We start from the raw sequence: 24,925 nt of genomic DNA, 5'->3' as shown, positions 1-24,925 counted from the left end.
CTCCGCCGCCCGTTCAGGAAAGCTGTTGGCGTAATCCGCCGTCGTACCGGCCGGGCCCGCCCGTACACCCCCCGCCGGATGCGGGGCGTACGGACAGACGCGGCCGTTCGGCCCGAGGAGGGGCCTGGGACAGGCGCAGGGTCCCCACCCTGGCGCCAGTGGCTTGTCACGTGGCTGTCGCTCTTTACGCTACGAGCCGTAGCGTAACTGGTCGGCGGCGATCAACGGGCGGGATTTCCCCGCCAGTTTCTCGTGATCTGACTCACGGCGCCGGAGCTACTGACCGGTATGGTCGCGGTCATGCCGATCAGCAAACCCACCCGAACGGGTCGCCCCCGCAGCACGGAAGCCGATGCCGCGATCCTCGTGGCGACGAGGGCCGCGCTGGTCGACCTCGGCTGGTCGAAGCTGACCATGGGCGATGTGGCCACCCGTGCCGGAGTGGCGAAGACGACGCTGTACCGGCGCTGGGCGAACAAGAACGAACTCGTCGTGGACGCGGTGGCGGTCCTCTTCGACGAGCTCGAACTGCCCGACCGGGGCAGCCTGACGGCCGATATCGAGGGCGTGGTGCTGCAGTTCGCGGCGCTCCTCGCCCGGCCCGAGACCAAGACCGCGCTGATGGCGGTGGTGGCCGAGTCGATCAGCGACGAGGCGCTGCGCGCCCGGATCCGCTCGGCGATCGTCGACCGGCAGAAACGGCTGGTGACGGTCGGCCGCGAGCGCGCCCAGGCGCGCGGTGAACTCCCCTACGAGGCCGACCCCGAGGCCTCGGCCCGGCACACCGACCTGATCTTCGACGTGGTCGCGGGCGCGGTGGTGCACCGGGCGCTGGTCAGCGCGGAGCCGGTGGACGGGGCGTGGGCACGCGAGTTCACCCTGCTGCTGTGCGTCGGGCTGAGCGCGACGCCCACGGCCCCGTAGGGCCCGTTCTGCGTGAGTTCCCCGCTCAGACCTGGTAGCGGTCGGCCGCGAAGAGGTGAAGGTGCTCCGCGACCCACTCCGAGGTCCGCTTCAGCCCCTCGGTCAGGGAGACTTCGGGCTGCCAGCCCGCCCAGGCGCGGGCGCGGGAGTTGTCCGAGAGCAGCCGCAGGACCTCGCTGCCGGACGGGCGCAGCCGGGCCGGGTCGACGACGACCTCGGCCGGTCGTCCGGAGGCCTCGATCAGGGCGCTCGCCAGGTCGCCGATCGATATCTCCTGCCCCGTACCCAGATTGACGCTCTCCCCCAGTGCGCGGTCGCAGCCGGCCAGTGCGAGGAAGCCGCGCGCCGTGTCCGTGACGTAGGTGAAGTCACGGGTCGGCGCGAGGGAGCCCAGCCTGATCTCACGTGCCCCGGAGTGCAGTTGGGCGAGGATCGTCGGGATCACGGCGCGCGCGGACTGGCGGGGACCGTAGGTGTTGAAGGGGCGCACCACGGTCACCGGGAGCTCGAACGCGTGCCAGTGCGAGAGCGCCATCATGTCCGCTCCGATCTTGGACGCGGAGTACGGGGACTGGGGCTGGAGCGGGTGCTGCTCGCTGATCGGGGCGGTGCGGGCGGTGCCGTACACCTCGCTCGTGGAGGTGTGGACGAGACGGCGTACGGAGTGGCGGCGGCAGGCCTCGGCGATGTTCTCGGTACCGACGACATTGGTCGCGACATACGCGCCAGGGGCGTCGTAGCTGTACGGAATGCCGATCAGCGCGGCCAGATGGAAGACGGTGTCGCACCCCGCGACGGCGTCGTCGACCCGCCCGGCGTCGCGGACGTCACCGGCCACCATCTCCACCTGCGGGGAGCCGAGGTGGTGGGCGAGGTTCCCCTTCTCGCCGTACGGCTTGTAGTGGACGAAGGCGCGGACCTTCGCCCCCTGCTCCACCAGGAGATCGACAAGGGCCGAACCGATGAATCCCTCGGCGCCGGTGACGAGGACGGTGCGGTTCTGCCAGTTCACGCCCCCGGCCGGGTGGCTCCGGCTGCTGGGGTTCGTGCCGGTGGGGTTCATGCTGCTGCCGTTCGCGCTGCTGGGGTTCGTGTTCATGCGGGACGCTCCGTGTACGAGAGGACGGTGGCGGCCAGCAGGTCGGCCGCCCGTGCGTGGGTGGAGGGGTCGGCCGCGCCGCTCATCGCGGCGAGCCGGGCCGGGTCGGCGAGGAGCGGGCCCGCCAGCTCCGCGAGCCGTTCGGCGGTCGTCGCCGCGTCGGTGAGCAGCAGTCCGGCCCCGGCGTCGCAGAGGACGCGTGCGTTGTGGGTCTGGTGGTCGCCGGGTGCGTGCGGATACGGGACGAGGATCGCGGGCACCCCGGTGCTGGCCAGTTCGGCGACGGTCGCCGATCCGGCACGGCAGACGACCAGGTCGGCGGCGGCGTACGCGAGGTCCATCCGGTCGAGGTAGGGGACGGCGCGCGCGACCCGGTCGCCGCCCTCGTCGGCCAGCCGCGCGGTGGCGTCCGCCAGGGCGGCGGGCCCGGTCTTGATCAGCAGGTGGACGTCGGTACGGTCCTGCCACCGGGCTGCGAGGCCGACGGCCGCAGCGGTGAGCCGGGCCGCTCCGAGACTGCCGCCGTTCACCAGCAGCAGCCGCGCCCCGGCGGGGACGCCCAGCTCACGCCGGGCCTCGCCCCGCAGGGCCGCGCGGTCGAGGGCGGCGATCGGTGCGGCGATGGGCATGCCGACGGTCAGCGCGTTCTCGCCCCCGGCGAGACGGGCGCGGCTGCGGTCGAAGGCGACGGTGAGGTGCGGGGTGAGGCGGGCGGCGAACTGGTTGGCGCGGCCGGGCACCGCGTTGGACTCGTGGATCACGCTGGGCAGTCCGGCCATCCGCGCGCCGAGGACGACCGGCGCGCTGGGGTAGCCGCCCATCCCGACGGCGACCTGGGCGCGCTGCTCACGCAGGATGGTCCGGCACTGCATGCCGGACCTCAGCAGGGCGGCGGGCAGCAGATAGCGCCTGGCGCCCAGCGCGGGGTCGAACGGGATCATGTCGACGGTGTGGAGCCGGTACCCGGCGCCGGGTACGAGCGAGGTCTCGAGTCCGCGTTCGGTGCCGACGAACGAGATCACCGCGTCGGGTGCGGCGCGGCGCAGGGCGTCGGCCAGGGCGAGCCCGGGGTAGATGTGGCCGCCGGTGCCGCCCGCACCGATCACGACGGAAGGTGGTGTGCGCATGGGGAGCACACTCGCGCCGCGGGGTAAGAAGGTTCTAAGAGCCGGGTTTGACAGGCTTTGCTCCATGAACCCGCACCCGCACCCGCATTCCGTGAGCACCCAGCAGCGAAAGATCCTGGTCGTCGACGACCAGCCCGAGGTGCGCGCGGCGGTCGAGGACGGCCTCGCGGTCGAGGGGTACGAGGTGCGGGGCGCGGCCGACGGCCTGGCAGCGCTCTCCACCGTCTCTTCCTGGCAGCCGGACGCGATCGTGCTGGACGTGATGATGCCGGTGCTCGACGGGCTCGGGGTCTGCCGTCAGCTGCGGGCCGTGGGCGACCGTACGCCCGTCCTGGTGCTGACCGCGCTGGACTCGGTGAGCGAGCGGGTGGACGGCCTGGAGGCAGGCGCGGACGACTATCTCGTGAAGCCCTTCGCCCTCGACGAACTCGTCGCCCGGGTGCGGGCGCTGCTGCGGCGGGCGGCCCCGGCGGAGGAGGACCGGGCCACGCTGTCGTACGCGGATCTCACCGTCGACCCGCAGACCCGCACCGGCCGCCGCTCCGAGCGCCCGATCGAATTCAGCCGGACCGAATTCGCCCTGCTAGAACTCCTGCTGCGCCACCCGGGGCAGGTCCTCACCCGCGAGCTGATCCTGGAGCGGGTCTGGGGGCAGGACTTCGGCCCGGACTCCAACTCCCTAGCGGTGTACGTCGGTTACCTCCGCCGCAAGCTGGAGGCGGCGGGCGAGCCCCGCCTGGTCCACACCGTGCACGGCGTCGGCTACCGGCTGGATCTGGCGTGAGCGCGCAGGACGCGGAACCGGTGGGAGGGCGCACCCCGCGCACCGCCCCCTCCCACCGGCTCGGCGCCCGCTGGCGCCGCCGCCGGCCGCTGCGCACCCGGCTGGCCCTGACCGCGTCCGCCGCGGTGGCCCTGGTGGCGCTCGGCATGTGTGCGGCGGCCTTCTTCGTGCAGCGGTACGAGCTCTACCACCAGCTGGACCTCAATCTGATCCAGTCGGCGGCCCTGGTCAGCGGCGGGCACACCGGTGGGCCGCCTGGTGTCGTGGCGGGCGAATGCCGCTACCTGGCCTCCCCGGCCTGTTCGCAGATCGTGCCGGCCGATCCGGCCGGTGACCCGTCGAAGCCGTACCTCCTGCCGGTCGCGCGGCCGGTGCGGGAGGTCGCCGCGGGCCGACGCGCTCCGTACTTCAGCAACATCACGCTGCAGGGGCGCCCCACCCGGATGCTCACCACCACCTTCGGCCACCGCGAGGCGGTGCAGGTCGCGCTCCGTTCCGACCCGGTGGAGCGGAGCGTACGGCGGACGGCGTGGCTGCTCGCCGCCGCCGGCGGGGTCGGTGTGCTCTTCGCCGCCGCCCTCGGCTACTGGGTGTCACGCACCGGACTGGCCCCGGTCGCGCGGCTCACCCGGGCCGCCGAGCGGATCGCGGCCACCCGCGATCCGCGCCACCGCATCGAGCTGCCCCCGGGGCCGGTGACACGGGAGGACGAGGTCACCCGGCTGGCCGCCACGTTCAACGCCATGCTGGGTGAGCTGGAACAGTCGGTCACCGCCCAGCGCCGGCTGGTGGCGGACGCCTCCCACGAGCTGCGTACCCCGCTCACCGCGCTCCGTACGAACGCCGAACTCCTCTCCCGGGCGGACCGGTTGACCGACGCCCAGCGCGACAGGGCCGCCGCGGCGCTCCGGCGGCAGATCCATGAGGTCACGACGTTGGTGAACGATCTGATCGAGCTGGCCCGCGACGAGGAGCCCGTCCCGCTCCTGGAGGCCGTCCGGCTGGCTCCGCTGGTCGAGCACGCCGCCACGGCGGCACGCGGCCACTGGCCCGGGGTCGCCTTCACGGTACGGATCCTGGCCGACCCGGTCGTTCCCGGTGTCCCGGCCCGGCTCTCCCGGCTGTTCGCCAACCTTCTCTCCAACGCGGCCAAGTTCTCCGAGCCGGGGGGCGAGGTCGAACTGGTGCTCACGGCGGAGGAGCTGACCGTCCGCGATCACGGACCCGGGATCGCGGACGAGGACCTCCCGTACGTCTTCGACCGTTTCTACCGGGCGGAGGCGGCCCGCGCGCTCCCCGGCTCGGGCCTGGGGCTGGCGATGGCCCGGCAGATCGCCCGCGCGCACGGGGCCGAACTCACGGCGGAGCGGGCGCCGGGCGGCGGGGCGCTGTTCCGGCTGGTGCTGCCCTGAGGCCGGCGGCGGAGGCGCGAACCCTCCGTGGCCGGTGTCAGGCGCGTCTACGGCGTGGTCACCGGGCGAGCCGCCCCAGCAGCGCCGAGGACACCAGGATGCTCACCAGCGCGGCCCCGGCCAACACGCCGAAGTCGAGACCCAGGTGCGAGGGTGTGCCCAGCAACAGACCTCTCAGGGCGTCGACCTGATAGCTCAGTGGATTGAACTTGCTCACCGCCTGGAGCCAGCCCGGCATGATCGCGACCGGGTAGAGGGCGTTGGAGGCGAAGAACAACGGCATCGTGATGGCCTGTCCGATACCCATCAGCCGGTCACGGGTCAGCACGATCCCGGCGATGGCCACCGACAGACAGGAGAAGAAGGCCGCACCCATGATCACCACGACCGCCACGCCCAGGAGCCGCAGCGGGTTCCAGGTGAGTCCGACGCCGAGCAGCGCGGCGATGACGATCACCACGACCGCCTGGATCAGCGCCTTCACCCCGGCGGCGAACGCCTTACCGGTGGTCAGCGCGGATCTCGGGGTCGGCGTGACCAGGAGCTTGGTGAGAATCCCGGCGTCCCGCTCCCAGATGATCTGAATGCCGTAGAAGATCGCGATGAACATCGCGGACTGGGCGATGATGCCCGGCGCGAGATAGTCGATGTACGGAATGCCGCCGGTCGGAATGGCCTTGATCCGGGTGAAGGTCTCACCGAAGATCAGCAGCCACAGGGCCGGCTGGATGGCCCTGGTGTACAGCTCGGTGCGGTCGTGGCGCAGTTTCTGCAGCTCGACCAGGCACATCGCGGCGACCCTGGCCGGGACCATCCGCCAGCCGGTGCGGGCCTTGGGCGGGACCAGGAGCAGTCCCGGCTCGCCCACCGGGGTGGGGTCAGCCGACCCGGGTGGCGGTGCGGCGCGTGGTGCGGACATCACGGAATTCGCCTCCCTGCTCGTCGAGACCGCTGCCTGCGACGTCCCGGAAGACGTCCTCCAGCGTCGGCGGACGGTCGCTGCCGCCCTCGGCGCGGTTGCGCTCGCGAAGGGCGGACCTGAGCTCGTCGGGCGTACCGACGGCCCGTACCCGCCCGAGGTGCATCAGCGCGAGCCGGTCGCAGTACTGGTCGGCCTCGTCCATGTAGTGGGTGGTCACCAGCACGGTCATGCCGGTGGCTTTCCGTACGGCGTCGATGTGCTCCCACACGCTGGTCCTGGCGATCGGGTCGAGACCGATGGTCGGTTCGTCCAGAATCAGCAGCCGGGGAGCGCTGACCAGCGCCTGGGCGAGTTCGAGACGGCGGATCATGCCGCCGGAGTAGGTCTTGGCGAGCCGGTCGGCCGCGTCGGTCAGCCCGACGGCGGCCAGCACCTGCGCGACGCGCTCGGCCCGTTCCTTTCGGGAGACGTCGAAGACCCGGGCGAACAGGGTCACGTTCTCCCGCCCGGTGAGACCGGCGTCGGCGGAGAGCTGCTGCGGTACGTAACCGAGCAGCCGCCGGACCGCCATCCGCTCCTTCGCCGCGTCGCGCCCGAAGACCCGCACGCGGCCCGCCGGGACCGGCAGCAGGGTGGTGATGCAGCGGATCACGGTGGTCTTGCCCGCTCCGTTCGGCCCGAGCAGGCCGAAGACCTCACCGGCCTCGACCGACAGATCCACGTCGTCGACGGCTTTCGCCTCGCCGAAGCTGTACTCCAGACCGTTGCAGGCGACCGCGATGCCGTCGGCTGCCGGGTCGGTGTACTCCGTAGCACTCATGAGCCCTCCACCTCCTCGCGCAGGTTCCGGGTGAGGCTGCGCAGCGCCGGAAGCGCCGCGGCCAGTGCTGCCCGGTCCTCCTCGGACAGCCGGGCCACCTGGGCACGGACCAGCTCGCTGCGCCGCTCCTGCCAGTCACGCAGCCGCTCGCGGGCCGCGGGGGTCAGCAGCAGCCGCACCGAGCGGCGGTCGTCCGGGTCCCTCTCGCGGCGCAGGTACCCGACGTGGGTGAGCTGGTTCACCAGCGTGGAGACCGAATTCCCGGCCAGACACAGCTCCTTGGCCGCGGCCGAGACCCGGATACCGGGGCTGCCGGCGACCAGCCGCAGAAGCTCGGCCTGTGCGCCACGCAGCGGCGGGGCACGCAGCTCCCGGCGCAACCGCCGCCGGATGAGCCGGTGAACACCGGCCAGGGCGTCGGCGAGCGAGTCGGGGAACTCTCCCGTGGCCATGAGCCCAATTTTAGCTCTGTCTCCGAGGTATCGCCCCTGCGCGCCCGGTACCGCGTCCAGGACCCGGGCCCGGCGCCCGGGATCCAGACCGCTCAGAACCCGGGCGGCTCCGTGTACACCCCCCACTCGTCCCGCAGCACCCCGCAGATCTCGCCGAGCGTCGCCTCCACCCGGACCGCGGCCAGCATCGGCTCGATCATGTTCGAGCCGTCCCGGGCCGCTGCCAGCATGGCGTCCAGCGCGGACCGCACGCGGGTCTCGTCCCGGGCCGCCTTGCGGCCTGTCAGGTCCTCGACCTGGTCGCGTTCCACCTCGTGGCTGACCCGCAGGATCTCCAGGTCGCCCGTCACCGAGCCGTGCAGACAGTTGACGCCGACGACCCGCTTGTCGCCCTTCTCCACCGAGCGCTGGTACTGGAAGGCCGACTCGGCGATCTCCCCGGTGAACCAGCCGTCCTCGATGCCGCGCAGGATCCCCGAGGTGACCGGCCCGATCGGGTGCTGCCCGTCGGGGTGCGCGCGCAGGCCGCGCTCCTTGATCTGCTCGAAGATCTTCTCGGCGTCGGCCTCGATGCGGTCGGTGAGCTGCTCGATGTACCAGGAACCGCCGAGCGGGTCGGCCACATTAGCGACGCCCGTCTCCTCCATCAGCACCTGCTGCGTGCGCAGGGCGATCTCCGCCGCCTGCTCGCTCGGCAGCGCGAGGGTCTCGTCCAGGGCGTTGGTGTGCAGGGAGTTGGTGCCGCCGAGGACCGCGGCCAGCGCCTCGACCGCGGTCCGTACGACGTTGTTGTACGGCTGCTGCGCGGTCAGCGACACACCGGCCGTCTGGGTGTGGAAACGGAGCCACTGCGCCTTGTCGGTCCGGGCGCCGTACACGTCCTTCATCCAGCGCGCCCAGATCCTGCGCGCCGCGCGGAACTTGGCGATCTCCTCGAAGAAGTCGACGTGCGCGTCGAAGAAGAAGCTGAGGCCGGGCGCGAAGACGTCCACGTCCATGCCGCGGGAGAGGCCGAGCTCCACGTAGCCGAAGCCGTCGGCCAGGGTGTACGCCAGCTCCTGCGCGGCCGTCGCGCCCGCCTCGCGGATGTGGTACCCGGAGACCGAGAGCGGCTTGTACGCGGGGATGGAGGCGGCGCAGTGCTCCATCAGGTCACCGATCAGGCGCAGATGCGGCTCGGGCTGGAAGAGCCACTCCTTCTGCGCGATGTACTCCTTGAAGATGTCCGTCTGGAGCGTGCCGTTGAGCACGGCCGGATCGATGCCCTGGCGCTCGGCGGCGACCAGGTACATGCAGAAGACCGGGACGGCCGGGCCGCTGATCGTCATCGACGTGGTGACGTCGCCGAGCGGGATGTCCTGGAAGAGGACCTCCATGTCGGCGGCCGAGTCGATGGCGACCCCGCAGTGGCCGACCTCGCCGAGCGCCTTCGGCTCGTCGGAGTCGCGGCCCATCAGGGTCGGCATGTCGAAGGCGACCGAGAGGCCGCCGCCGCCGTTGGCGAGGATCGTCTTGTACCGCTCGTTGGTCTGCCGGGCGTTGCCGAAACCGGCGAACTGCCTGATGGTCCAGGTACGGCCGCGGTATCCGGTGGCGTGCAGACCCCGGGTGTAGGGGTACTCGCCCGGCCAGCCGATCCGCTCGAACCCTTCGTACGTGTCCCCGGGCCGGGGTCCGTACACCGGGTCCACCTGGTCACCGGAGAGCGTGGTGAAATCGGCGTCCCGCTTGCGGGCCTTGTCGTACCGGGCCTGCCAGCGGCGGCGGCCTTCTTCAACGGCGTGAGCGTCCATGCACTCGAATTTACTAGGACGTCCAAGTAAATGTCGACGGCAAACCGCCCGCGCATCGCACGGGCGGTGGGGGTTACGCCTTGGCCGCAGCCGGGACCGGCTCCCTGACCTGCGGTTCCAGCTCCTTGGAGATCTTGCGCTCGACAAAGAAAGCCGCGGTCGGAATCGTTCCCGCCAGCAGCACCCAGAGCTGCTTCGTCACCGGCCACTTGGCCTTGGAGCCCAGGTCGAAGGCGAAGACGAGGTACACGACGTACAGCCAGCCGTGCGCGATGCCGACGATGCTGACAAAGCCGGTCGCCCCGTCGATGTCCAGCAGGTACTTGGCGATGACGCCGAGGGTGAGCAGGACCAGCAGCACACCGGTGACATAGGCCATCACGCGGTAGCGGGTCAGCACGCTTCGTTTCATGGAGTCGAGCGTATCCGGACAGGGCGGGCGATCTTCGGCGGGGTTGCCGATCCCCCGACGGCCGCTCCCACCTGCCAGAACACGGCTCAGGAGTCCTCGAAATCCTCCGCGGCCACCCGCAGCGGCCTGAGCATCGCGAAGATCTCCGCGCACTCCTCCGCGTCGTAGGCGCGCAGCCCGAAGTCCATCTTCATCAGATCCGCGCTGGCCTCCTCGACGACCTCGCGGCCCTTGTCGGTGATGGAGGCCAGCGTGCCCCGCCCGTCGTTCGGGTTGGGGCGCTTGTCGACCAGGCCCGACTTCACCAGCCGGTCGACGGTGTTCGTCACCGAGGTGGGATGCACCATCAGCCGCTCACCGATCTTGGACATCGGCAGCTCTCCGGCCTTGGAGAAGGTGAGCAGGACGAGCGCCTCGTAGCGCGCGAAGGTCAGCCCGTACGGCTTGACGACCGCGTCGACCTCCGCGAGCAGGATCTGGTGCGCACGCATGATGGAGGTGATCGCGGCCATCGAGGGCACGGGTCCCCAGCGCTGCTGCCAGAGTTCGTCGGCGCGCGCGATGGGATCGAAGGCAAGACTGAGCGGCTTCGGCACGGCATCGACCCTACCGGCCGGTCATATGCCGGTCAGCCCTGTCTCGCCTTTCGGTCCGATCCGGAGGTAGGGACTAGTCGGCGAGGTGCCGCTCCACGGTTTCGACCTTGGAGGTCAGACCGTCCGTGACGCCCGGCCGGATGTCGGCCTTCAGTACGAGCGAGACCCGCGGCGCACGCGCCTCGACCGCGGCGACGGCGCGCTTCACGACGTCCATGACCTCGTCCCACTCGCCCTCGATCGAGGTGAACATCGCGTCCGTGCGGTTGGGGAGCCCCGACTCGCGTACGACGCGGACGGCGTCGGCGACGTACTCACCGACGTCCTCGCCCACACCCAGCGGGGAGACCGAGAAGGCGACGATCATGACGCCTCCACCACGCCTTCGCGGCGCGCGCGGGAAGCGATGATCGCGTTCTCGGCCTCGCGGCGCAGCTTGCGCTCGGCGAAGAAGCCGCCGGTCGGCAGCACCGAGAGGACGAAGTAGAGGGCGGCGGTCTTCGCGGGCCACTTGGTGCGGTTCCAGGCGTCCGCCCAGAAGATCACGTAGAGCACGAAGAGGATGCCGTGCACCATGCCCATCACCGGCACCGCGTTGAAGTCCGTCGTCCGCTTGAGCACGGAGCAGACGAGCAGCAGCAGGAAGGAGACGCCTTCGGGGGCGGATACCAGGCGGAGGCGGCGGATTGCGGATGCGGTCTTGATGTCCACGGAGGAAACCTTCAGCAGCGGGCGACGGGGGGCGTGATCACACGTACGCGTGATCTTGTGAAAGCACGCACAAACTCGGAACCATTGTGGCAGCCCCACATATCAGGGCTCTTTCAGGGTGCGTCCACACCCTGGGAACCCTGTTCGCCCTTGCCCCGGGCCGATACCGTCGTTCCTGTGGCTCAGTTCCGACTCCAAGGCAGCAGGATGCTCGCCGTCGACATGACAGGCGACGCCGTCAAAGCGAAGAACGGCTCGATGGTCGCCTACGACGGCCAGATGACCTTCAAGAAGATGACCGGCGGCGGTGAGGGCCTCCGCGGGATGGTGACCCGGCGGCTGACCGGTGAGCAGATGACCGTGATGGAGGTGCGTGGCAAGGGCACGTGCTACTTCGCGGACCGTGCCACCGAGATCAATCTCGTCGCGCTGCACGGCGAGAAGCTCCATGTCGAGGCGAGCAACCTCCTCTGCACGGACGCCGGGCTGCGCACCGGGACGACCTTCACCGGCCTGCGCGGCGCCTCCCAGGGCAACGGTCTGTTCACCACCACCGTCGAGGGGACCGGGCAGGCCGCGATCCTGTCGGACGGTCCGGCGGTCGTGCTGCGGGTGAGCCCCCAGTACCCGCTCCAGGTCGACCCCGGCGCGTACATCGCGCACACCGGCAGTCTCCGGCAGCACTTCCAGACGGGTGTCGGCTTCCGCACGTTCATGGGCGAGGGGTCCGGCGAGTCCTTCCAGATCCGCTTCGAGGGCGAGGGCCTGGTGTACGTGCAGCCCAGCGAGCGTTCCACCATCGGGGGCGACGTCTGATGCCGTTCGGTGAGATCAACTCGAAGATGGTCGAGGCGACGGTGGTCCCCGGCCAGAAGCTGTACTGCCAGCGCGGCGCGATGCTCGCGTACAAGGGCGACGTGACCTTCACCCCGAACATCCAGGGCGGGCAGGGCGGGGTGCTGTCCATGATCGGGCGGCGGGTGGCGAACGAGGCGACCCCGCTGATGACGGTCGAGGGGAACGGCACGGTGATGTTCGGTCACGGCGGCCACCACATCCAGCTGATCACCCTGGCCGGCGACACCCTGTACGTGGAGGCGGACCGGCTGCTGGCGTTCGACGGGTCGCTCAAGCAGGGCACGATGTTCATGGGCTCGCAGGGCGGGGTCATGGGGATGGTGCGCGGCCAGGTGGCCGGCCAGGGGCTCTTCACCACGACGCTGAAGGGCCACGGCGCGGTGGCGGTGATGGCACACGGCGGCGTCGTGGAGCTGCCGATCACGCCGCAGCAGCCGGTGCACGTCGATCCACAGGCGTACGTCGCCCACCACGGGGACGTACGCAACAAGCTCTCCGCGGCGCTCGGCTGGCGGGAGATGGTCGGCCGGGGCTCGGGCGAGGCGTTCCAGCTGGAGCTGTCGGGCAACGGCTCGGTGTACGTACAGGCCTCGGAGGAGAAGCTGTGACGGGACCCGTGGTCCACGACCCGATGACGTTGCCCGCCAACGACAACGTCAACAACTACACCTTCTGCGTGGAGCTCAAGAGCAGTCAGTGGTTCCTGCAGAAGGGCAAGATGATCGCCTACTACGGGCGCATCGACTACAGCGGATTCGGCAACGGCCGCCTCGACCATCTGCTGCGCAGCAGCTTCCACTCGCCGATCCACGCCGCGGACTGGGTGGTGGCGGAGGGCTCGGGGAAGATGCTGCTCGCCGACCGGGCCTTCGATGTGAATTCGTACGACCTGGAGGACGGCAACCTCACGATCCGCTCGGGGAACCTGCTGGCCTTCGAGCCCTCGCTGGCCCTGAAGCAGTCGATCGTGCCGGGCTTCCTCACGCTGCTCGGCACGGGCACGTTCGTGGCCGCCTCGAACGGTCCCGTCGTCTTCATGGAGCCGCCGATCCGGGTGGACCCGCAGGCGCTGGTCGGCTGGGCGGACTGTCCGTCGCCGTGCCACCACTACGACCACGCCTACATGACAGGGGTGCTGGGCGGGATCAGATCGCTCACCGGTCTCGGCGGTACGTCCGGCGAGGAGCACCAGTTCGAGTTCGTGGGGGCCGGGACCGTGCTGCTCCAGTCGACCGAGGCGCTGCTGCCGGAGCAGCCGACCGGGCCGGTGCCGGACGAGCCCGGAATTCCTGGTGGACAAGGACCGCGTTCCGGCCAAAACAGCGCAGGATCGCGGTTTCCCGGCCAGGTCGGAGATCTTCAGCGCCGCTTCGGGCTGTGAGCGATAGTCTGCGGAGGGTGACGTCGAACACCTGAACCCCGACGCGTGTCATGCGTCACCCCCTCCCAGAATTGTCCAATATTCAACTTCTTAGGTAGAATTCTCATCATGGAGACCGAGACAGCCACCCCTTGGCTGAGCGATGCCGAGCAGTGCGCCTGGCGCACCTACCTGGACGTCAACAGGCTGCTGACGTACCAGCTGGAGAAGGACCTCCAGCCGTTCGGGCTGACCATGAACGACTACGAGATCCTGGTCAATCTCTCGGAGGCGGAGGACAAGCGGATGCGGATGAGCGATCTCGCCGCCGCCACCCTCCAGTCCAAGAGCCGCCTCTCGCACCAGATCACCCGCATGGAGAAGGCCGAACTGGTCCGCAGGGAGCACTGCGAGTCCGACCGGCGCGGGCTGTTCGCCGTCCTCACCGACCTCGGCGGCGAGACCATGCAGAAGGTCGCACCGCACCATGTCGCGTCGGTGCGCAACCACTTCGTCGGCCTGCTGACCCCCGAGGCGCTGGCCGACCTGCGTGAGTCGCTGACGCCGGTCGCGGATCAGCTCCGGGGACTCCGCAAGGGCTGAGCCGCCCGGACCGGGCCTATGCCGACGCGGGGAGCCGCAGCACGAAAGCGGCGCCGTCGCCGACCGTGAGCGTGCCACCGTGCCGGTGGGCCACGTCGCGGGCGATGGCAAGACCGAGACCGGCACCACCGTCGTCCCGGGTCCGCGCGTCGTCGAGCCGTACGAACCGCTCGAAGATCCGCTCGCGCTCCGCGGCGGGCACCCCCGGGCCGTCGTCGGCCACCTCCGTGACGACACAGCCGGCCTCGGCGCGCAGGGACACCGTGACCGCCGTACGGGCGTGCCGCTGCGCGTTGTCCAGCAGATTGCCGATCACCCGCGCCAACTGCCCGCGCGAGCCCGCCACTTCGAGTCCGTCAGGGGCGTGGACCGTCACCGGGACCCGCCCCGTGCGCCGCTGGGACACCTCCTCGTACACCAGCGCCCGCAGGTCGATCCTGCCCTCCCCCGGCCGCTCTCCCGCGTCCAGCCGCGCGAGCAGCAGCAGGTCGGCGGCGAGTTGCTGCAGCCGTACGGTGTCCGCGACCGCGCCGTCCACATCGAGCAACTCCGGGTGCGCGGAGCCGACTTCCAGCTGGGTGCGCAGACTCGCGATCGGGCTGCGCAGTTCGTGCGAGGCGTCCGCGACGAAGCGCCGCTGGCGGTCGACGGACGTCTCCAGTGCGGCGAGGGTCTCGTTGGTCGTACGGGCCAGCCGGGCGATCTCGTCGTGCGAACGGGGCTCGGGCACCCGGCGGGTCAGGTCCTCGGAGGCGGTGACCGCCGCCATCTCGCGCCGGATCCCCTCGACCGGGCGCAGCGCACGGCGGGTGACCAGCCAGGTGACACCGGCGACGACGAGCAGCAGGACCGGCAGCCCGACGAGCATCGCGTCGCGGACCGTGGCGACGGCGCTCTGCTCGGTGGCCAGGGGCGCGCCCGCGTACACCACGAGGGTCTCGTCACTGCCGTTGGTCACCTCCACCGCGGCGAAGCGGTAGTCGGCGGTGTCACCGTCGACGGTCGCCGTGCCGGAGCCGAAGTGCGTCCTGTCGCGGGAGACTTCGCCGCGGGGCGGGTCGTCGCTGCCGTGTCCGCTGTCGTGGTCGTCGTCGTGGTCGCCATCGTCGTCGTCCGCGGACGGCGCCCGCGGCCGTACCTCGGTGGTGGCCGTCCCGGTCACGGCGTCCAGATCGTCGCTGACCGCACGCACCCGGCCGTGCTCGGTCACCACCTGTACCGGGTTCTCGTCGGAGTCGGGCAGGTGGAGCTTGCCGTACGGAACGTCGAGGGCGACCTGCGAGGCGACGCCCTGGGCGGCCACCTCGGCCCGCAGATCGGTCTGTTCGGTGAGGTGGGAGCGCAGGACCAGCAGGACGGACAGCCCGGCGGCGACCAGTGCGACGGCGACGACGGCCGTCGCGCCGAGCGCGGCCTTCGCCCGTACCGAGCCGAAGAGCCGCCGCACCGGGTTGCGGGTCATCGGGGTGCGGGTCACCGGATCGCTGGTCACCGGATCGCTGGTCACCGGGACACCAGCCGGTACCCGGCGCCGCGTACCGTCTCGATGCGTCCGGCGCCCAGCTTGCGGCGGAGCGCGCTGACGTACACCTCGACGATGTTCGGGTCGCCCTCGTAGGCGAAGTCCCAGACGTGCTCCAGGATCTCCGGCTTGCCGACCACTTCGCCCGCGCGCACGGCGAGCTGTTCCAGTACGGCGAACTCCTTGGCGGTGAGGGCGACTTCGCCCTCCGCGCAGTGCACCCGGCGGGTGGCGGTGTCGATGCTCAGCTCCCCCGCGGTCAGCACGGGCGACGGGCGCCCGGCGGACCGGCGCCGGATCAGGGCCCTGATCCGGGCGACGAGGACGAGGTAGGAGAACGGCTTGGTGAGGTAGTCGTCGGCGCCGGTGTCCAGGCCCTCGGCCTCGTCGTACTCGCCGTCCTTGGCGGTGAGCATCAGGATGGGTACGTCGTTGCCCGCGGCCCGGAGCGCCGCGCAGACCCGGTAGCCGTTCATGCCGGGCAGCATGATGTCGAGAACGACCAGGTCGTACGGGATCTCACCGGCCCGGTACAGCCCTTCGAGCCCGTCGTGCACGACGTCCACGGCGAAGCCCTCGGCGGTGAGTCCCGCGGCCAGGGACCTCGCGAGCCGCTTCTCGTCCTCCACGATCAAAAGGCGCATGGGGACACCCTCGCAAATCCGACCTGAAGACTTCTTCAGGGGGCTTCAGGGTGCGTTCAGCTCCCTCCCGGCAGGTTGGTGACCGTCCGGCACCCGGACCGGGCACCACGTCGAGCACCGGACCGGGCCCACGTCGAGCACCACGTCGAGCACCAGGAGGAACCCTCATGAAGCGCAATATCGTCATCGCCGGAATCGCGGCGGCAGCGCTGGTCGCGGGCGGCACGGCCACGGCGGTCGCTCTGACCGGCGGCAGCGGTGGTTCTCCGGCGGCGGGCGCGGCCCCGTCCGTGACCGCGCCGGGTATCGCGCTGCGGTCCGGGTCCGGTTCCGGTTCCACGGGGCCGGTCTCCGTGGAACGGGTGATCGGGGCGGCGCAGGCACACACCCCCGGCACGGTGACCTCCGCCGAACTGGACCACGGCCGCTGGGAGGTGGACCTGTACGGCAAGGACGGCGCCTGGCACGAACTCCGCCTCGACCCGCGCTCCGGCAAGGTCACCTCCTCGCGCACCGACGGCGGCGACCAGGACGACCGCAAGGGCGCCCCCGTCACCGCCGTCCGCGCGGCAGCGGCTGCCCGCGGAGCCGTAGCGGGCACGGTGACCTCCGTCGAGCTCGACAACGGCCGCTGGGAGGCCGAGGTGACGGCCACCGGCGGCGCGCGGCACGAGGTCTACGTCGACCTGGACACCGGCAAGGTCACGGCCGAGCACCTGCACCGGCACGAGCACGACGGCCACGAGGACGACCACCAGGACCGGGACGACGACTGATCCGCGACCGGCTCCACAGGGCCGGCCCTGCGGAGAGCAGTGCGGGGGCCGCCGCGAGCGCGAAGCAGAGCGCGAGCGGCAGCCTTCCGATCAGCATGCCGGCGGCGGCCGTGCCGCCCGAAGAGCCCGCGTTCACCGCGGTGTTGACCCAGGCGCCCGCCCGGGTCCGGGCGTTCGGGGCGGCGGTCTCGTCGGCGATCAGGTACGCGGTGGTCAGCGCGGGGGCGACGAACAGCCCGGCCAGGGCGACGGCCCCGCCCAGTACGTACAGATTCGGCGCCCATCCGGCCCCGGCCAGGGAGAGGCCCAGGGCCGCGGCGATGAGCGGGAGCCGCGTCCCGGCCGGGGACCGCCAGGTGACCGCCCCGTTGACCAGCCCGCCGACGGCGCTGCCCGCGGAGAGCGCGGCCAGCACCCAGGCGACAGCCCCGGGGCGGTCCTGGTGCCCGGCGAAGGCCACCACCAGCAGCTCCAGCCCGCCGAGCCCGAGGCCGACCGCGAGGGCCACCACGACCGGCTGTCCGGGCAAGCCCGCCCGGACGCGTACGGCCGGAGCCGCGTCGTCCGCACGCGGGGCGGGCGGGACGTGTGCGACCGGTGACGAGACGAGTGCGAGGGTCCCCGTCAGCACCAGCACGGCGCTGACGGCCACCCCGGCCGCCGCCGACGCGTACGCCACCAGAACCCCGACGAGCACCGGTCCGGTGACGAAGAGCAGTTCTTCGGCCACGCCGTCCAGGCTGTACGCGCGCTGCAACAGCTCACGTTCGGGAAGGAGTTGACGCCACAGGGTCCGCATCGTCGGTCCGAGCGGCGGCGTACCGGCTCCGGCGGTCGCGGTCAGCGCCACGATCACCGGTGTGGGCGTACCGGGGTGGCGGGTCACCGCGGCGAGTACGAGCAGCAGGGCCGCGTAACCGCAGGCCATGGGGGTGAGGGCACGGCGCGGCCCGTACCGGTCGATGAGGGCTGCGCGGGCGGGCGAGAGGAGGACGCTGGTCGCTCCGAAGAGCGCCATGGCGGTACCGGCGGCGCCGAAGGAGCCGGAGGCGCTCTTCACGGCGAGCAGCAGGGAGAGGGGGGCCGTCCCGTACGAGAGACGGCCGATCAGGGCGGCGCCGAAGGTACGGCGGGCGTGCGGGGCACGCAGGACAGCGGCGTAGGACAGCACGGGAGTTCCTCGGAGAGCGGGCACGACAGGGACCTGGGTCGGGTCGTCGCGGCCTACGCACGGGGGAGGAACATCCGGCCAAGGTAGCAGGGGCCGGGCGGCAACCGCGCGGCCCCGCCCGGGTCCCCGGACCTCAGCGCCCCGCCGTCACGCCCTCCACCAGCGCGTCCGCCGCCGCGTACGGGTCCAGTGCGCCCGCCACGATCCGCTCGGCCAGCGCGTCCAGCCGCCGGTCCCCCCGCAGGTCCCCGATCCGCTCACGGAGCGCCGTGACCGCGATCGTCTCGACCTCGTGCGCCGCCCGCGTACGCCTGCGGTCCTTGAGTACGCCGCGCTCCTCCATCCACGCCCGGTGCTTCTCCAACGCCTCGACGACCTCGTCGATGCCCTCGCCCCGTGCGGCGACCGTCTTCACGATCGGCGGGCGCCAGTCGCCCGCGCCCCGGGACTCGCCCAGGCCCAGCATGTGGTTGAGCTCCCGGGCCGTGGCGTCCGCGCCGTCCCGGTCCGCCTTGTTGACCACGTACACGTCGCCGATCTCCAGGATCCCGGCCTTCGCCGCCTGGATCCCGTCGCCCATGCCGGGGGCCAGCAGCACCACGGAGGTGTCGGCCTGCGAGGCGATCTCCACCTCGGACTGGCCGACCCCGACCGTCTCCACGAGCACCACGTCGCACCCCGCCGCGTCCAGCACCCGGATCGCCTGCGGGGCCGACCAGGCGAGGCCGCCCAGGTGGCCGCGGGTGGCCATCGAGCGGATGTAGACGCCGGGGTCCGAAGCGTGCTCGGACATCCGGACGCGGTCGCCGAGCAGCGCGCCCCCGGAGAAGGGGGACGACGGGTCGACGGCGAGCACGCCGACCCGCTTGCCGGCCCGCCGGTACGCGGCGACCAGCGCCGACGTCGAAGTCGACTTGCCGACACCGGGCGATCCGGTGAGCCCGACCACGTACGCACCGCCGGTCAGCGGAGCGAGCCGGGCCATCACCTCGCGCAGCTGCGGGGACGCCCCCTCGACGAGGGAGATCAGCCGGGCCACGGCCCGGGGCCTGCCCGCTCGGGCCTGCTCGACCAGGGTGGGGACGTCCACGTCCACGTTCACAGCTCCGCTCAGTCGATTCCGTACCTGCCGCGTCCGGGAACTACTTGCCCGGTACGCGGACGATCAGGGCGTCGCCCTGCCCGCCGCCGCCGCACAGCGCCGCCGCACCGACCCCGCCGCCGCGCCGCTTCAGTTCCAGCGCGAGGTGCAGGACGACCCGGGCCCCGGACATCCCGATCGGGTGACCGAGGGCGATCGCGCCGCCGTTGACATTCACCCTTTCCGGGGAAACGCCGAGGTCCTTCATCGACTGCACGGCGACCGCGGCGAACGCCTCGTTGATCTCGATGAGATCGAGGTCGCCGACCGTCAGGCCCTCCTTCTCCAGGGCGTGCTCGATGGCGTGGGACGGCTGGGACTGGAGCGAGTTGTCGGGACCCGCCACATTGCCGTGCGCGCCGATCTCGGCGATCCAGTCGAGACCCAGCTCCTCGGCCTTCGCCCGGCTCATCACCACGACCGCCGCCGCACCGTCGGAGATCTGCGAGGAGGTGCCCGCCGTGATGGTGCCGTCCTTGGTGAAGGCGGGGCGCAGCTTGGCCAGCGACTCCGCCGTGGTCTCCGCCCTGATGCCCTCGTCCTCGGCGAAGAGGACCGGGTCGCCCTTGCGCTGCGGGATCTCGACCGGCGTGATCTCCGCCGCGAAGATGCCGTTCTTCTGCGCGGCGGCGGCCCGCTGGTGGGAGGCCGCCGCGAACTCGTCCTGCGGGGCGCGGGCGATGCCCAGGCGGGTGTTGTGCTTCTCGGTGGACTCGCCCATGGGGATGGACTCGAAGGAGTCGGTGAGGCCGTCGTGGGCCATGGAGTCGAGCATCTCGATCGCACCGTACTTGTGGCCCTCACGGGACTTGGGAAGCAGGTGCGGCGCGTTCGTCATGGACTCCTGGCCGCCCGCCACGACCACGTCGAACTCTCCGGCACGGATCAGCTGGTCGGCCAGCGCGATGGCGTCGAGCCCGGAGAGGCAGACCTTGTTGACGGTCAGCGCGGGGACGTTCATGGGGATGCCCGCCTTGACGGCGGCCTGGCGTGCCGGGATCTGCCCTGCCCCGGCCTGGAGCACCTGCCCCATGATCACGTACTGCACCTGGTCGCCGCCGATGCCGGCCCGTTCCAGGGCCGCCTTGATGGCGAATGCGCCCAGGTCGGCGCCCGAGAAGGACTTCAGCGAACCCAGGAGCCGGCCCATCGGGGTCCTGGCTCCGGCGACGATCACGGAGGTGTTGCTGTTCGTTCCAGACATGAGGCTCGGCCCCTTGGAAGAGAGAGTGAGGGTGAGTGAACGACGGTTTACTCGAATGTACTGAGCGGTCCCCCGCTCGTCACCGCTCTGCGGATGTGATCGCGCGCACGTTGCGTAACCATGTGTCGGCGCGCTGCACTGGGGGCATGCTGACGCGAATCGACCACATCGGGATCGCCTGTTTCGACCTCGACACGACTGTCGAGTTCTACCGGGCGACATACGGCTTCGAGGTGTTCCACACCGAGGTCAACGAGGAGCAGGGCGTCCGGGAAGCCATGCTCAAGATCAACGGTACGTCGGACGGCGGCGCTTCGTACCTCCAGCTCCTGGAGTCCGTGCGCGAGGACTCCGCGGTGGGCAAGTGGCTGGCGAAGAACGGCGAGGGCGTGCATCACATCGCCTTCGGCACCGCGGACGTGGACGGTGACTCCGAAGCCGTACGCGACAAGGGCGTCCGGGTCCTCTACGACGAGCCGCGGATCGGCTCGATGGGGTCCCGGATCACGTTCCTGCACCCCAAGGACTGTCATGGTGTGCTGACGGAACTGGTCACGTCCGCCGGGGCGGGCGGGCCGGATTCACCAGCTCCGAAGGAGCACTGACCTCCGGATACCCGGGCCGGTAGAGTGGGCGACTCCGGTCCGGGGCCGGATCGGGGCCTGTGACCCATGCCTCGTCGTTGATCTGACACCATTCCCCCGGGGGGCCGTCATGCACGGCGACGCGCTCGCGTACGGAAGAAGTGTTGCGATCAGGAGTGGGGTCTCCCCTGCTCGAACGAAGTTGAGAGCTTGGGGAAGGACGGGACCGCGCAGTGCGGGGCTACGAACGCCAGGAGAGCCACCGGGCTGAAGACGACCATCTCTCGCGGTTCGAGGCCGAGATGGACCGGCTGAAGACCGAGCGGGAGAAGGCCGTCCAGCACGCCGAGGACCTCGGTTACCAGGTCGAGGTCTTGCGCGCCAAGCTCCACGAGGCGCGCCGCAATCTGGCGTCCCGTCCTGCCTACGACCAGGCCGACATCGGTTACCAGGCCGACCAGTTGCTGCGGAACGCGCAGGTGCAGGCCGATCAACTGCGTACCGACGCCGAGCGCGAACTGCGCGACGCCCGCGCCCAGACGCAGCGCATCCTCCAGGAGCACGCCGAGCACCAGGCCAGGCTCCAGGCCGAGCTGCACAGCGAGGCGGTGACCCGCCGCCAGCGCCTCGACCAGGAGCTCGCCGAGCGCCGGCAGACCGTCGAGTCGCACGTCAACGAGAACGTGGCGTGGGCCGAGCAGTTGCGCGCCCGGACCGAGGCGCAGGCCCGCAGGCTCATGGACGAGTCGCGCGCCGAGGCCGAGCAGGCCCTGTCCGCCGCGCGTGCCGAGGCGACCCGGCTGGCCGACGAGGCCCGTCAGCGGCTGGGCTCCGAGGCGGAGTCGGCCCGCAGCGAGGCCGACACGATCCTGCGCCGGGCCCGCGCCGAGGCGGAGCGGCTGCTCAACGCCGCGTCCAGCCAGGCGCAGGAGGCCACCTCCCACGCCGAGCAGCTGCGTACGGCCACGACCGCCGAGTCCGACCAGGCCCGGCAGCAGGCCGCCGAGCTCAGCCGTGGCGCCGAGCAGCAGGTACAGGAGGCGGAGCGCGCGCTGCGCGAGGCGCGGACCGAGGCCGAGAAGGTGCTCACGGAGGCGAAGGAGTCCGCCGCCAAGCAGCTCACCTCCGCCGAATCGGTCAACGAGCAGCGCACCCGTACCGCGAAGGCCGAGATCGCCCGGCTGGTCGGTGAGGCCACCAAGGACGCCGAGGCGCTGAAGGCCGAGGCCGAACAGGCCCTGGAGGACGCCCGCGGCAAGGCCGAGCGGATGGTCGCCGAGGCCGGTGACAAGGCCCGTACGGCCGCCGCCGAGGACACCGCTGCCCAGCTGGCCAAGGCCGCCCGTACCGCCGAGGAGGTCCTCACCAAGGCCTCCGAGGACGCCCGGTCGACCACCAGGGCGGCGGCCGAGGAGGCCGAGCGGATCCGCCACGAGGCGGAGGCGGAGGCCGCGCGGCTCAGCGACGAGGCCGCCGAGTCCGCCGAGCAGCTCAAGGGTGCGGCCAAGGACGACACCAAGGAGTACCGCGCCAAGACCGTCGAGCTCCAGGAGGAGGCGCGCAGGCTGCGCGGCGAGGCCGAACAGCTGCGGTCCGACGCGGTCGCCGAGGGCGAGCGGATCCGCGGCGAGGCCCGCCGGGAGGCCGTCCAGCAGATCGAGGAGGCGGCCAGGACCGCCGAGGAGCTGCTGACCAAGGCGCAGGCCGACGCCGACGAGGTCCGGACCGGAGCCGACACCGAGTCCGAGCGGGTACGGACCGAGGCCGTCGAGCGCGCCACGACCCTGCGCAAGCAGGCCGAGGAGACGCTGGAGCGCGCCCACGCCGAGGCCGAGCGGATGCGTACGGAGGCCGAGGAGCAGGCCGAGGAGAGCCGCGCCCGGTCCGAGGAGGCCGCCCGCGAACTCCGCGAGGAGAACGAACGCGGCATAGAGGCCCGCAGGGCCGACGCCGCCGATGAGCTGACCCGGCTGCACAGCGAGGCCGAGGAGCGGCTGAGCGGCGCCGGGGAGACGCTGACCGAGGCCCGCGCCGAGGCGGAGCGGCTCCGCAAGGAGACCACCGAGGAGGCCGACCGGCTGCGTACGGAGGCCGCCGAGCGGGTCCGCACGCTCCAGGCCCAGGCCGAGCAGGAGGCCGAGCGGCTGCGGGACGAGGCCGCGGCGGACGCCTCGCAGGCGCGCGCCGAGGGCGAGAACATCGCCGTACGGCTGCGCGGCGAGGCCACCGCGGAGGCCGAGCGCCTCAAGTCCGAGGCGCAGGACAGCGCCGACCGGGTGAGGGCCGAGGCAGCGGCAGCGGCCGAACGGGTCGCCACCGAGGCGCAGGAGGCGCTCGCCGCCGCCCAGGAGGAGGCCAACCGGCGTCGCCGGGAGGCCGACGAGACCCTGTCGAACGCCCGGAGCGAGGCGGAGCAGGAGCGGGTCCAGGCCCGCGGCCAGAGCGAGGAGCTGCTGGCTTCCGCCCGGAAGCGGGTGGAGGAGGCGCAGGCCGAGGCCACCCGGCTGGTCGAGGAGGCGGACCGCAGGGCGAGCGAGCTGGTGTCGGCCGCCGAGCAGACCGCTCAGCAGGTACGGGAGTCCGTCGCCGGGCTCCAGGACCAGGCCGAGCAGGAGATCGCCGGGCTGCGTTCGGCCGCCGAGCACGCGGCGGAGCGTACGCGGACGGAGGCGCAGGAGGAGGCGGACCGGGTCCGTTCCGACGCGTACGCCGAGCGGGAGCGCGCGTCCGAGGACGCCGCCCGGATCCGCGGCGTCGCCCAGGAGGAGTCCGAGGCCGCCAAGTCGCTTGCCGAGCGCACCGTCTCGGATGCGATCGCCGAGTCCGACAAGCTGCGTTCCGACACCGCCGAGTACGCCCAGCGGATGCGCACCGAGGCTTCGGACGCGGTGGCGTCCGCCGAGCAGGACGCGGCCCGTTCCCGTGCCGAGGCGCGCGAGGACGCCAACCGCATCCGCTCGGAAGCCGCGGCCCAGGCGGACCGTCTGATCGGCGAGGCTTCGGGCGAGTCGGAGCGGATGCGGGCCGAGGCGGCCGAGACGGTCGGCTCCGCCCAGCAGACCGCCGAGCGGATCAGGGCCGAGGCCGAGCGGGTCGGGGCCGAGGCTGCGGCAGCGGCCGAACAGCTGCGCGCCGAGGCCCAGTCGGAGTCCGACCGGGTGCTCGACGAGGCCCGCGAGACGGCGTCCAAGCGCCGGGCCGACGCGGCTTCGCAGGCCGACCAGTTGATGGCGAAGGCGCAGGAGGAGGCGCTGCGTACCGCCACCGAGGCCGAGGCCCAGGCCGACACGATGGTGGGTGCGGCCCGCCAGGAGGCCGACCGGATCACCGCCGAGGCGACGATCGAGGGCAACAGCCTGGTGGAGCGGTCCCGTACGGACGCCGATGAACTGCTCGTCGGCGCACGCCGGGACGCGACCGCCATAAGGGAACGTTCCGAGGAGCTGCGCGACCGCGTCACGGCCGAGATCGAGGAGCTGCACGAGCGGGCCCGCCGGGAGACCTCCGAGCAGATGAAGTCCGCGGGCGAGCGCGTCGACAATCTGCTGAAGGCCGCCGCCGATCAGCAGTCCGAGGCCGAGGAGAAGGCCAAGGAGCTGGTCGCGGACGCCGAGTCCGAGGCGGCCAAGGTCCGTATCGCGGCCGTCAAGCGCGCCGAGTCGCTCCTCAAGGAGGCCGAGCAGAAGAAGGCCGGCCTGATACGGGAAGCGGAGCAGATCAAGGCGGACGCCACCGCCGAGTCGGACCAGCTCGTCGAGGAAGCCACCCGCGAGCACGATGTGCTGATGCGCCGTCGGGCGGACATCCAGACGGAGATCTCCCGTGTGCAGGACGTACTCGAAGCGCTGGAGTCCTTCGAGGCGCCGACCGGGGGTGGCAAAGCAGCAGGCAGCGGCACCGGAGCGAGCGGTGTCAAGGCAGGTGCGGCAGCAGGCGGAACTCGTTCCGGTGGCAAGCCTTCTGATGGCTAGCCACTCAAAAGGCTGGACATTCTCCAGATCAAACAGGCA

The 24,925-nt window shown here is 71.6% G+C and carries 25 protein-coding genes; 10 read left to right on the top strand and 15 right to left on the bottom strand.

The window, feature by feature from the left end; genetic code table 11:
- The first annotated feature begins 300 nt into the window (after window positions 1-300).
- Entirely contained in the window at window positions 301-924 is a 624-nt protein-coding gene (locus OG709_RS25540) for a TetR/AcrR family transcriptional regulator (RefSeq protein WP_250297762.1), read from the top strand.
- A gap of 25 nt (window positions 925-949) precedes the next feature.
- On the opposite strand, the gene OG709_RS25535 is transcribed toward OG709_RS25540, so the two are convergent.
- Complete coding sequence (locus OG709_RS25535; RefSeq protein ID WP_329169200.1) at window positions 950-1,987, bottom strand: SDR family NAD(P)-dependent oxidoreductase; 1,038 nt, start codon at window positions 1,985-1,987, stop codon at window positions 950-952.
- Between the two features lie 32 nt (window positions 1,988-2,019).
- The gene (locus OG709_RS25530) at window positions 2,020-3,150 is read right to left on the bottom strand and encodes a UDP-N-acetylglucosamine--N-acetylmuramyl-(pentapeptide) pyrophosphoryl-undecaprenol N-acetylglucosamine transferase (RefSeq protein WP_329167735.1); all 1,131 of its coding nucleotides are present in this window, start codon (window positions 3,148-3,150) and stop codon (window positions 2,020-2,022) included.
- A gap of 64 nt (window positions 3,151-3,214) precedes the next feature.
- On the opposite strand from OG709_RS25530, the gene OG709_RS25525 reads away from it, so the two are divergent.
- Both OG709_RS25525 and OG709_RS25520 read left to right on the top strand, forming a co-directional pair.
- The gene (locus OG709_RS25525; RefSeq protein WP_405687118.1) at window positions 3,215-3,934 is read left to right on the top strand and encodes a response regulator transcription factor; all 720 of its coding nucleotides are present in this window, start codon (window positions 3,215-3,217) and stop codon (window positions 3,932-3,934) included.
- Window positions 3,931-5,346 (top strand): sensor histidine kinase, encoded by a 1,416-nt coding sequence (locus OG709_RS25520; protein ID WP_326693980.1) that lies wholly within the window; start codon window positions 3,931-3,933, stop codon window positions 5,344-5,346. The genes OG709_RS25525 and OG709_RS25520 overlap by 4 nt, the downstream gene beginning before the upstream one ends.
- Window positions 5,347-5,404: 58 nt before the next feature.
- Here the strand turns inward: OG709_RS25520 and OG709_RS25515 are convergent, their stop codons facing one another.
- The 8 genes from OG709_RS25515 to OG709_RS25480 all read right to left on the bottom strand — a co-directional run bounded on the left by OG709_RS25515 (window position 5,405) and on the right by OG709_RS25480 (window position 11,052).
- Window positions 5,405-6,265, bottom strand: coding sequence for an ABC transporter permease (locus tag OG709_RS25515; protein ID WP_250297766.1), 861 nt, complete (start codon window positions 6,263-6,265; stop codon window positions 5,405-5,407).
- Entirely contained in the window at window positions 6,225-7,088 is an 864-nt protein-coding gene (locus tag OG709_RS25510) for an ABC transporter ATP-binding protein (protein WP_250297767.1), read from the bottom strand. Before OG709_RS25510 ends, OG709_RS25515 begins: the two co-directional genes overlap by 41 nt.
- The gene (locus OG709_RS25505; RefSeq protein WP_250297768.1) at window positions 7,085-7,540 is read right to left on the bottom strand and encodes a MarR family winged helix-turn-helix transcriptional regulator; all 456 of its coding nucleotides are present in this window, start codon (window positions 7,538-7,540) and stop codon (window positions 7,085-7,087) included. The genes OG709_RS25510 and OG709_RS25505 overlap by 4 nt, the downstream gene beginning before the upstream one ends.
- Window positions 7,541-7,632: 92 nt before the next feature.
- Window positions 7,633-9,333, bottom strand: a complete 1,701-nt coding sequence (locus OG709_RS25500; RefSeq protein WP_250297769.1) for an acyl-CoA mutase large subunit family protein — start codon at window positions 9,331-9,333, stop codon at window positions 7,633-7,635.
- Window positions 9,334-9,406: 73 nt separating this feature from the next.
- A complete protein-coding gene (locus OG709_RS25495; protein WP_250297770.1) occupies window positions 9,407-9,745 on the bottom strand; it encodes a DUF3817 domain-containing protein in 339 nt (112 codons plus the stop codon).
- 86 nt (window positions 9,746-9,831) lie between these two features.
- Complete coding sequence (locus OG709_RS25490) at window positions 9,832-10,341, bottom strand: MarR family winged helix-turn-helix transcriptional regulator (protein WP_250297771.1); 510 nt, start codon at window positions 10,339-10,341, stop codon at window positions 9,832-9,834.
- Window positions 10,342-10,414: 73 nt separating this feature from the next.
- Window positions 10,415-10,708, bottom strand: coding sequence for an MTH1187 family thiamine-binding protein (locus tag OG709_RS25485; protein ID WP_250297772.1), 294 nt, complete (start codon window positions 10,706-10,708; stop codon window positions 10,415-10,417).
- Window positions 10,705-11,052 (bottom strand): DUF3817 domain-containing protein, encoded by a 348-nt coding sequence (locus OG709_RS25480; protein ID WP_250297773.1) that lies wholly within the window; start codon window positions 11,050-11,052, stop codon window positions 10,705-10,707. Before OG709_RS25480 ends, OG709_RS25485 begins: the two co-directional genes overlap by 4 nt.
- 177 nt (window positions 11,053-11,229) lie before the next feature.
- Here OG709_RS25480 and OG709_RS25475 point away from each other — a divergent pair, with 177 nt between their 5' ends.
- The 4 genes from OG709_RS25475 (at window position 11,230) to OG709_RS25460 (ending at window position 13,873) form a co-directional block, all read left to right on the top strand.
- Window positions 11,230-11,868 (top strand): AIM24 family protein, encoded by a 639-nt coding sequence (locus tag OG709_RS25475; RefSeq protein WP_250297774.1) that lies wholly within the window; start codon window positions 11,230-11,232, stop codon window positions 11,866-11,868.
- Window positions 11,868-12,518, top strand: coding sequence for an AIM24 family protein (locus OG709_RS25470; RefSeq protein ID WP_266640708.1), 651 nt, complete (start codon window positions 11,868-11,870; stop codon window positions 12,516-12,518). Before OG709_RS25475 ends, OG709_RS25470 begins: the two co-directional genes overlap by 1 nt.
- The gene (locus OG709_RS25465; protein WP_266640709.1) at window positions 12,515-13,291 is read left to right on the top strand and encodes an AIM24 family protein; all 777 of its coding nucleotides are present in this window, start codon (window positions 12,515-12,517) and stop codon (window positions 13,289-13,291) included. Before OG709_RS25470 ends, OG709_RS25465 begins: the two co-directional genes overlap by 4 nt.
- Window positions 13,292-13,399: 108 nt before the next feature.
- Entirely contained in the window at window positions 13,400-13,873 is a 474-nt protein-coding gene (locus OG709_RS25460; protein ID WP_329167734.1) for a MarR family winged helix-turn-helix transcriptional regulator, read from the top strand.
- A gap of 16 nt (window positions 13,874-13,889) precedes the next feature.
- Here OG709_RS25460 and OG709_RS25455 read toward each other — a convergent pair whose 3' ends face one another.
- On the bottom strand, window positions 13,890-15,335 hold the full coding sequence (locus tag OG709_RS25455; RefSeq protein ID WP_329169199.1) for a sensor histidine kinase: 1,446 nt from the start codon (window positions 15,333-15,335) through the stop codon (window positions 13,890-13,892).
- 41 nt (window positions 15,336-15,376) lie between these two features.
- Entirely contained in the window at window positions 15,377-16,039 is a 663-nt protein-coding gene (locus OG709_RS25450) for a response regulator transcription factor (RefSeq protein WP_266640710.1), read from the bottom strand.
- A gap of 167 nt (window positions 16,040-16,206) precedes the next feature.
- Here OG709_RS25450 and OG709_RS25445 point away from each other — a divergent pair, with 167 nt between their 5' ends.
- Window positions 16,207-16,815 carry a PepSY domain-containing protein gene (locus OG709_RS25445; RefSeq protein ID WP_266640711.1) on the top strand — a complete coding sequence of 203 codons (609 nt, stop codon included), beginning with the start codon at window positions 16,207-16,209 and terminating at the stop codon, window positions 16,813-16,815.
- Here the strand turns inward: OG709_RS25445 and OG709_RS25440 are convergent.
- The 3 genes from OG709_RS25440 to OG709_RS25430 form a co-directional block, all read right to left on the bottom strand.
- Entirely contained in the window at window positions 16,742-17,986 is a 1,245-nt protein-coding gene (locus tag OG709_RS25440; protein ID WP_250297780.1) for an MFS transporter, read from the bottom strand. The genes OG709_RS25445 and OG709_RS25440 overlap by 74 nt on opposite strands.
- Before the next feature lie 133 nt (window positions 17,987-18,119).
- Window positions 18,120-19,088, bottom strand: coding sequence for a methylmalonyl Co-A mutase-associated GTPase MeaB (meaB, locus tag OG709_RS25435; RefSeq protein WP_266640712.1), 969 nt, complete (start codon window positions 19,086-19,088; stop codon window positions 18,120-18,122).
- 40 nt (window positions 19,089-19,128) lie between these two features.
- A complete protein-coding gene (locus OG709_RS25430; RefSeq protein WP_250297782.1) occupies window positions 19,129-20,331 on the bottom strand; it encodes an acetyl-CoA C-acetyltransferase in 1,203 nt (400 codons plus the stop codon).
- A gap of 146 nt (window positions 20,332-20,477) precedes the next feature.
- Between OG709_RS25430 and mce the strand changes: the two genes are divergently transcribed.
- Window positions 20,478-20,936, top strand: a complete 459-nt coding sequence (gene mce, locus OG709_RS25425; protein WP_250297783.1) for a methylmalonyl-CoA epimerase — start codon at window positions 20,478-20,480, stop codon at window positions 20,934-20,936.
- Window positions 20,937-21,148: 212 nt separating this feature from the next.
- Window positions 21,149-24,886 (top strand): polarized growth protein Scy, encoded by a 3,738-nt coding sequence (gene scy, locus OG709_RS25420; protein ID WP_329167733.1) that lies wholly within the window; start codon window positions 21,149-21,151, stop codon window positions 24,884-24,886.
- Window positions 24,887-24,925 lie beyond the last annotated feature (39 nt).

The organism is Streptomyces sp. NBC_01267, from assembly GCF_036241575.1.
GTDB lineage: Bacteria > Actinomycetota > Actinomycetes > Streptomycetales > Streptomycetaceae > Streptomyces.
Note: the sequence above shows the minus strand (reverse complement) of the source record. Positions and strands in the feature narration are given on the sequence as shown.

Bases quoted from the DNA above. Each gene is read 5' to 3' on its own strand.
- OG709_RS25540 (WP_250297762.1), top strand. From the start codon at position 301: ATGCCGATCAGCAAACCCACCCGAACGGGTCGCCCCCGCAGCACGGAA.
- OG709_RS25535 (WP_329169200.1), bottom strand. From the start codon at position 1,987: ATGAACCCCACCGGCACGAACCCCAGCAGCCGGAGCCACCCGGCCGGG.
- OG709_RS25530 (WP_329167735.1), bottom strand. From the start codon at position 3,150: ATGCGCACACCACCTTCCGTCGTGATCGGTGCGGGCGGCACCGGCGGC.
- OG709_RS25525 (WP_405687118.1), top strand. From the start codon at position 3,215: ATGAACCCGCACCCGCACCCGCATTCCGTGAGCACCCAGCAGCGAAAG.
- OG709_RS25515 (WP_250297766.1), bottom strand. From the start codon at position 6,265: ATGTCCGCACCACGCGCCGCACCGCCACCCGGGTCGGCTGACCCCACC.
- OG709_RS25510 (WP_250297767.1), bottom strand. From the start codon at position 7,088: ATGAGTGCTACGGAGTACACCGACCCGGCAGCCGACGGCATCGCGGTC.
- OG709_RS25505 (WP_250297768.1), bottom strand. From the start codon at position 7,540: ATGGCCACGGGAGAGTTCCCCGACTCGCTCGCCGACGCCCTGGCCGGT.
- OG709_RS25500 (WP_250297769.1), bottom strand. From the start codon at position 9,333: ATGGACGCTCACGCCGTTGAAGAAGGCCGCCGCCGCTGGCAGGCCCGG.
- OG709_RS25495 (WP_250297770.1), bottom strand. From the start codon at position 9,745: ATGAAACGAAGCGTGCTGACCCGCTACCGCGTGATGGCCTATGTCACC.
- OG709_RS25485 (WP_250297772.1), bottom strand. From the start codon at position 10,708: ATGATCGTCGCCTTCTCGGTCTCCCCGCTGGGTGTGGGCGAGGACGTC.
- OG709_RS25470 (WP_266640708.1), top strand. From the start codon at position 11,868: ATGCCGTTCGGTGAGATCAACTCGAAGATGGTCGAGGCGACGGTGGTC.
- OG709_RS25460 (WP_329167734.1), top strand. From the start codon at position 13,400: ATGGAGACCGAGACAGCCACCCCTTGGCTGAGCGATGCCGAGCAGTGC.
- OG709_RS25455 (WP_329169199.1), bottom strand. From the start codon at position 15,335: ATGACCCGCAACCCGGTGCGGCGGCTCTTCGGCTCGGTACGGGCGAAG.
- OG709_RS25450 (WP_266640710.1), bottom strand. From the start codon at position 16,039: ATGCGCCTTTTGATCGTGGAGGACGAGAAGCGGCTCGCGAGGTCCCTG.
- OG709_RS25445 (WP_266640711.1), top strand. From the start codon at position 16,207: ATGAAGCGCAATATCGTCATCGCCGGAATCGCGGCGGCAGCGCTGGTC.
- OG709_RS25430 (WP_250297782.1), bottom strand. From the start codon at position 20,331: ATGTCTGGAACGAACAGCAACACCTCCGTGATCGTCGCCGGAGCCAGG.
- mce (WP_250297783.1), top strand. From the start codon at position 20,478: ATGCTGACGCGAATCGACCACATCGGGATCGCCTGTTTCGACCTCGAC.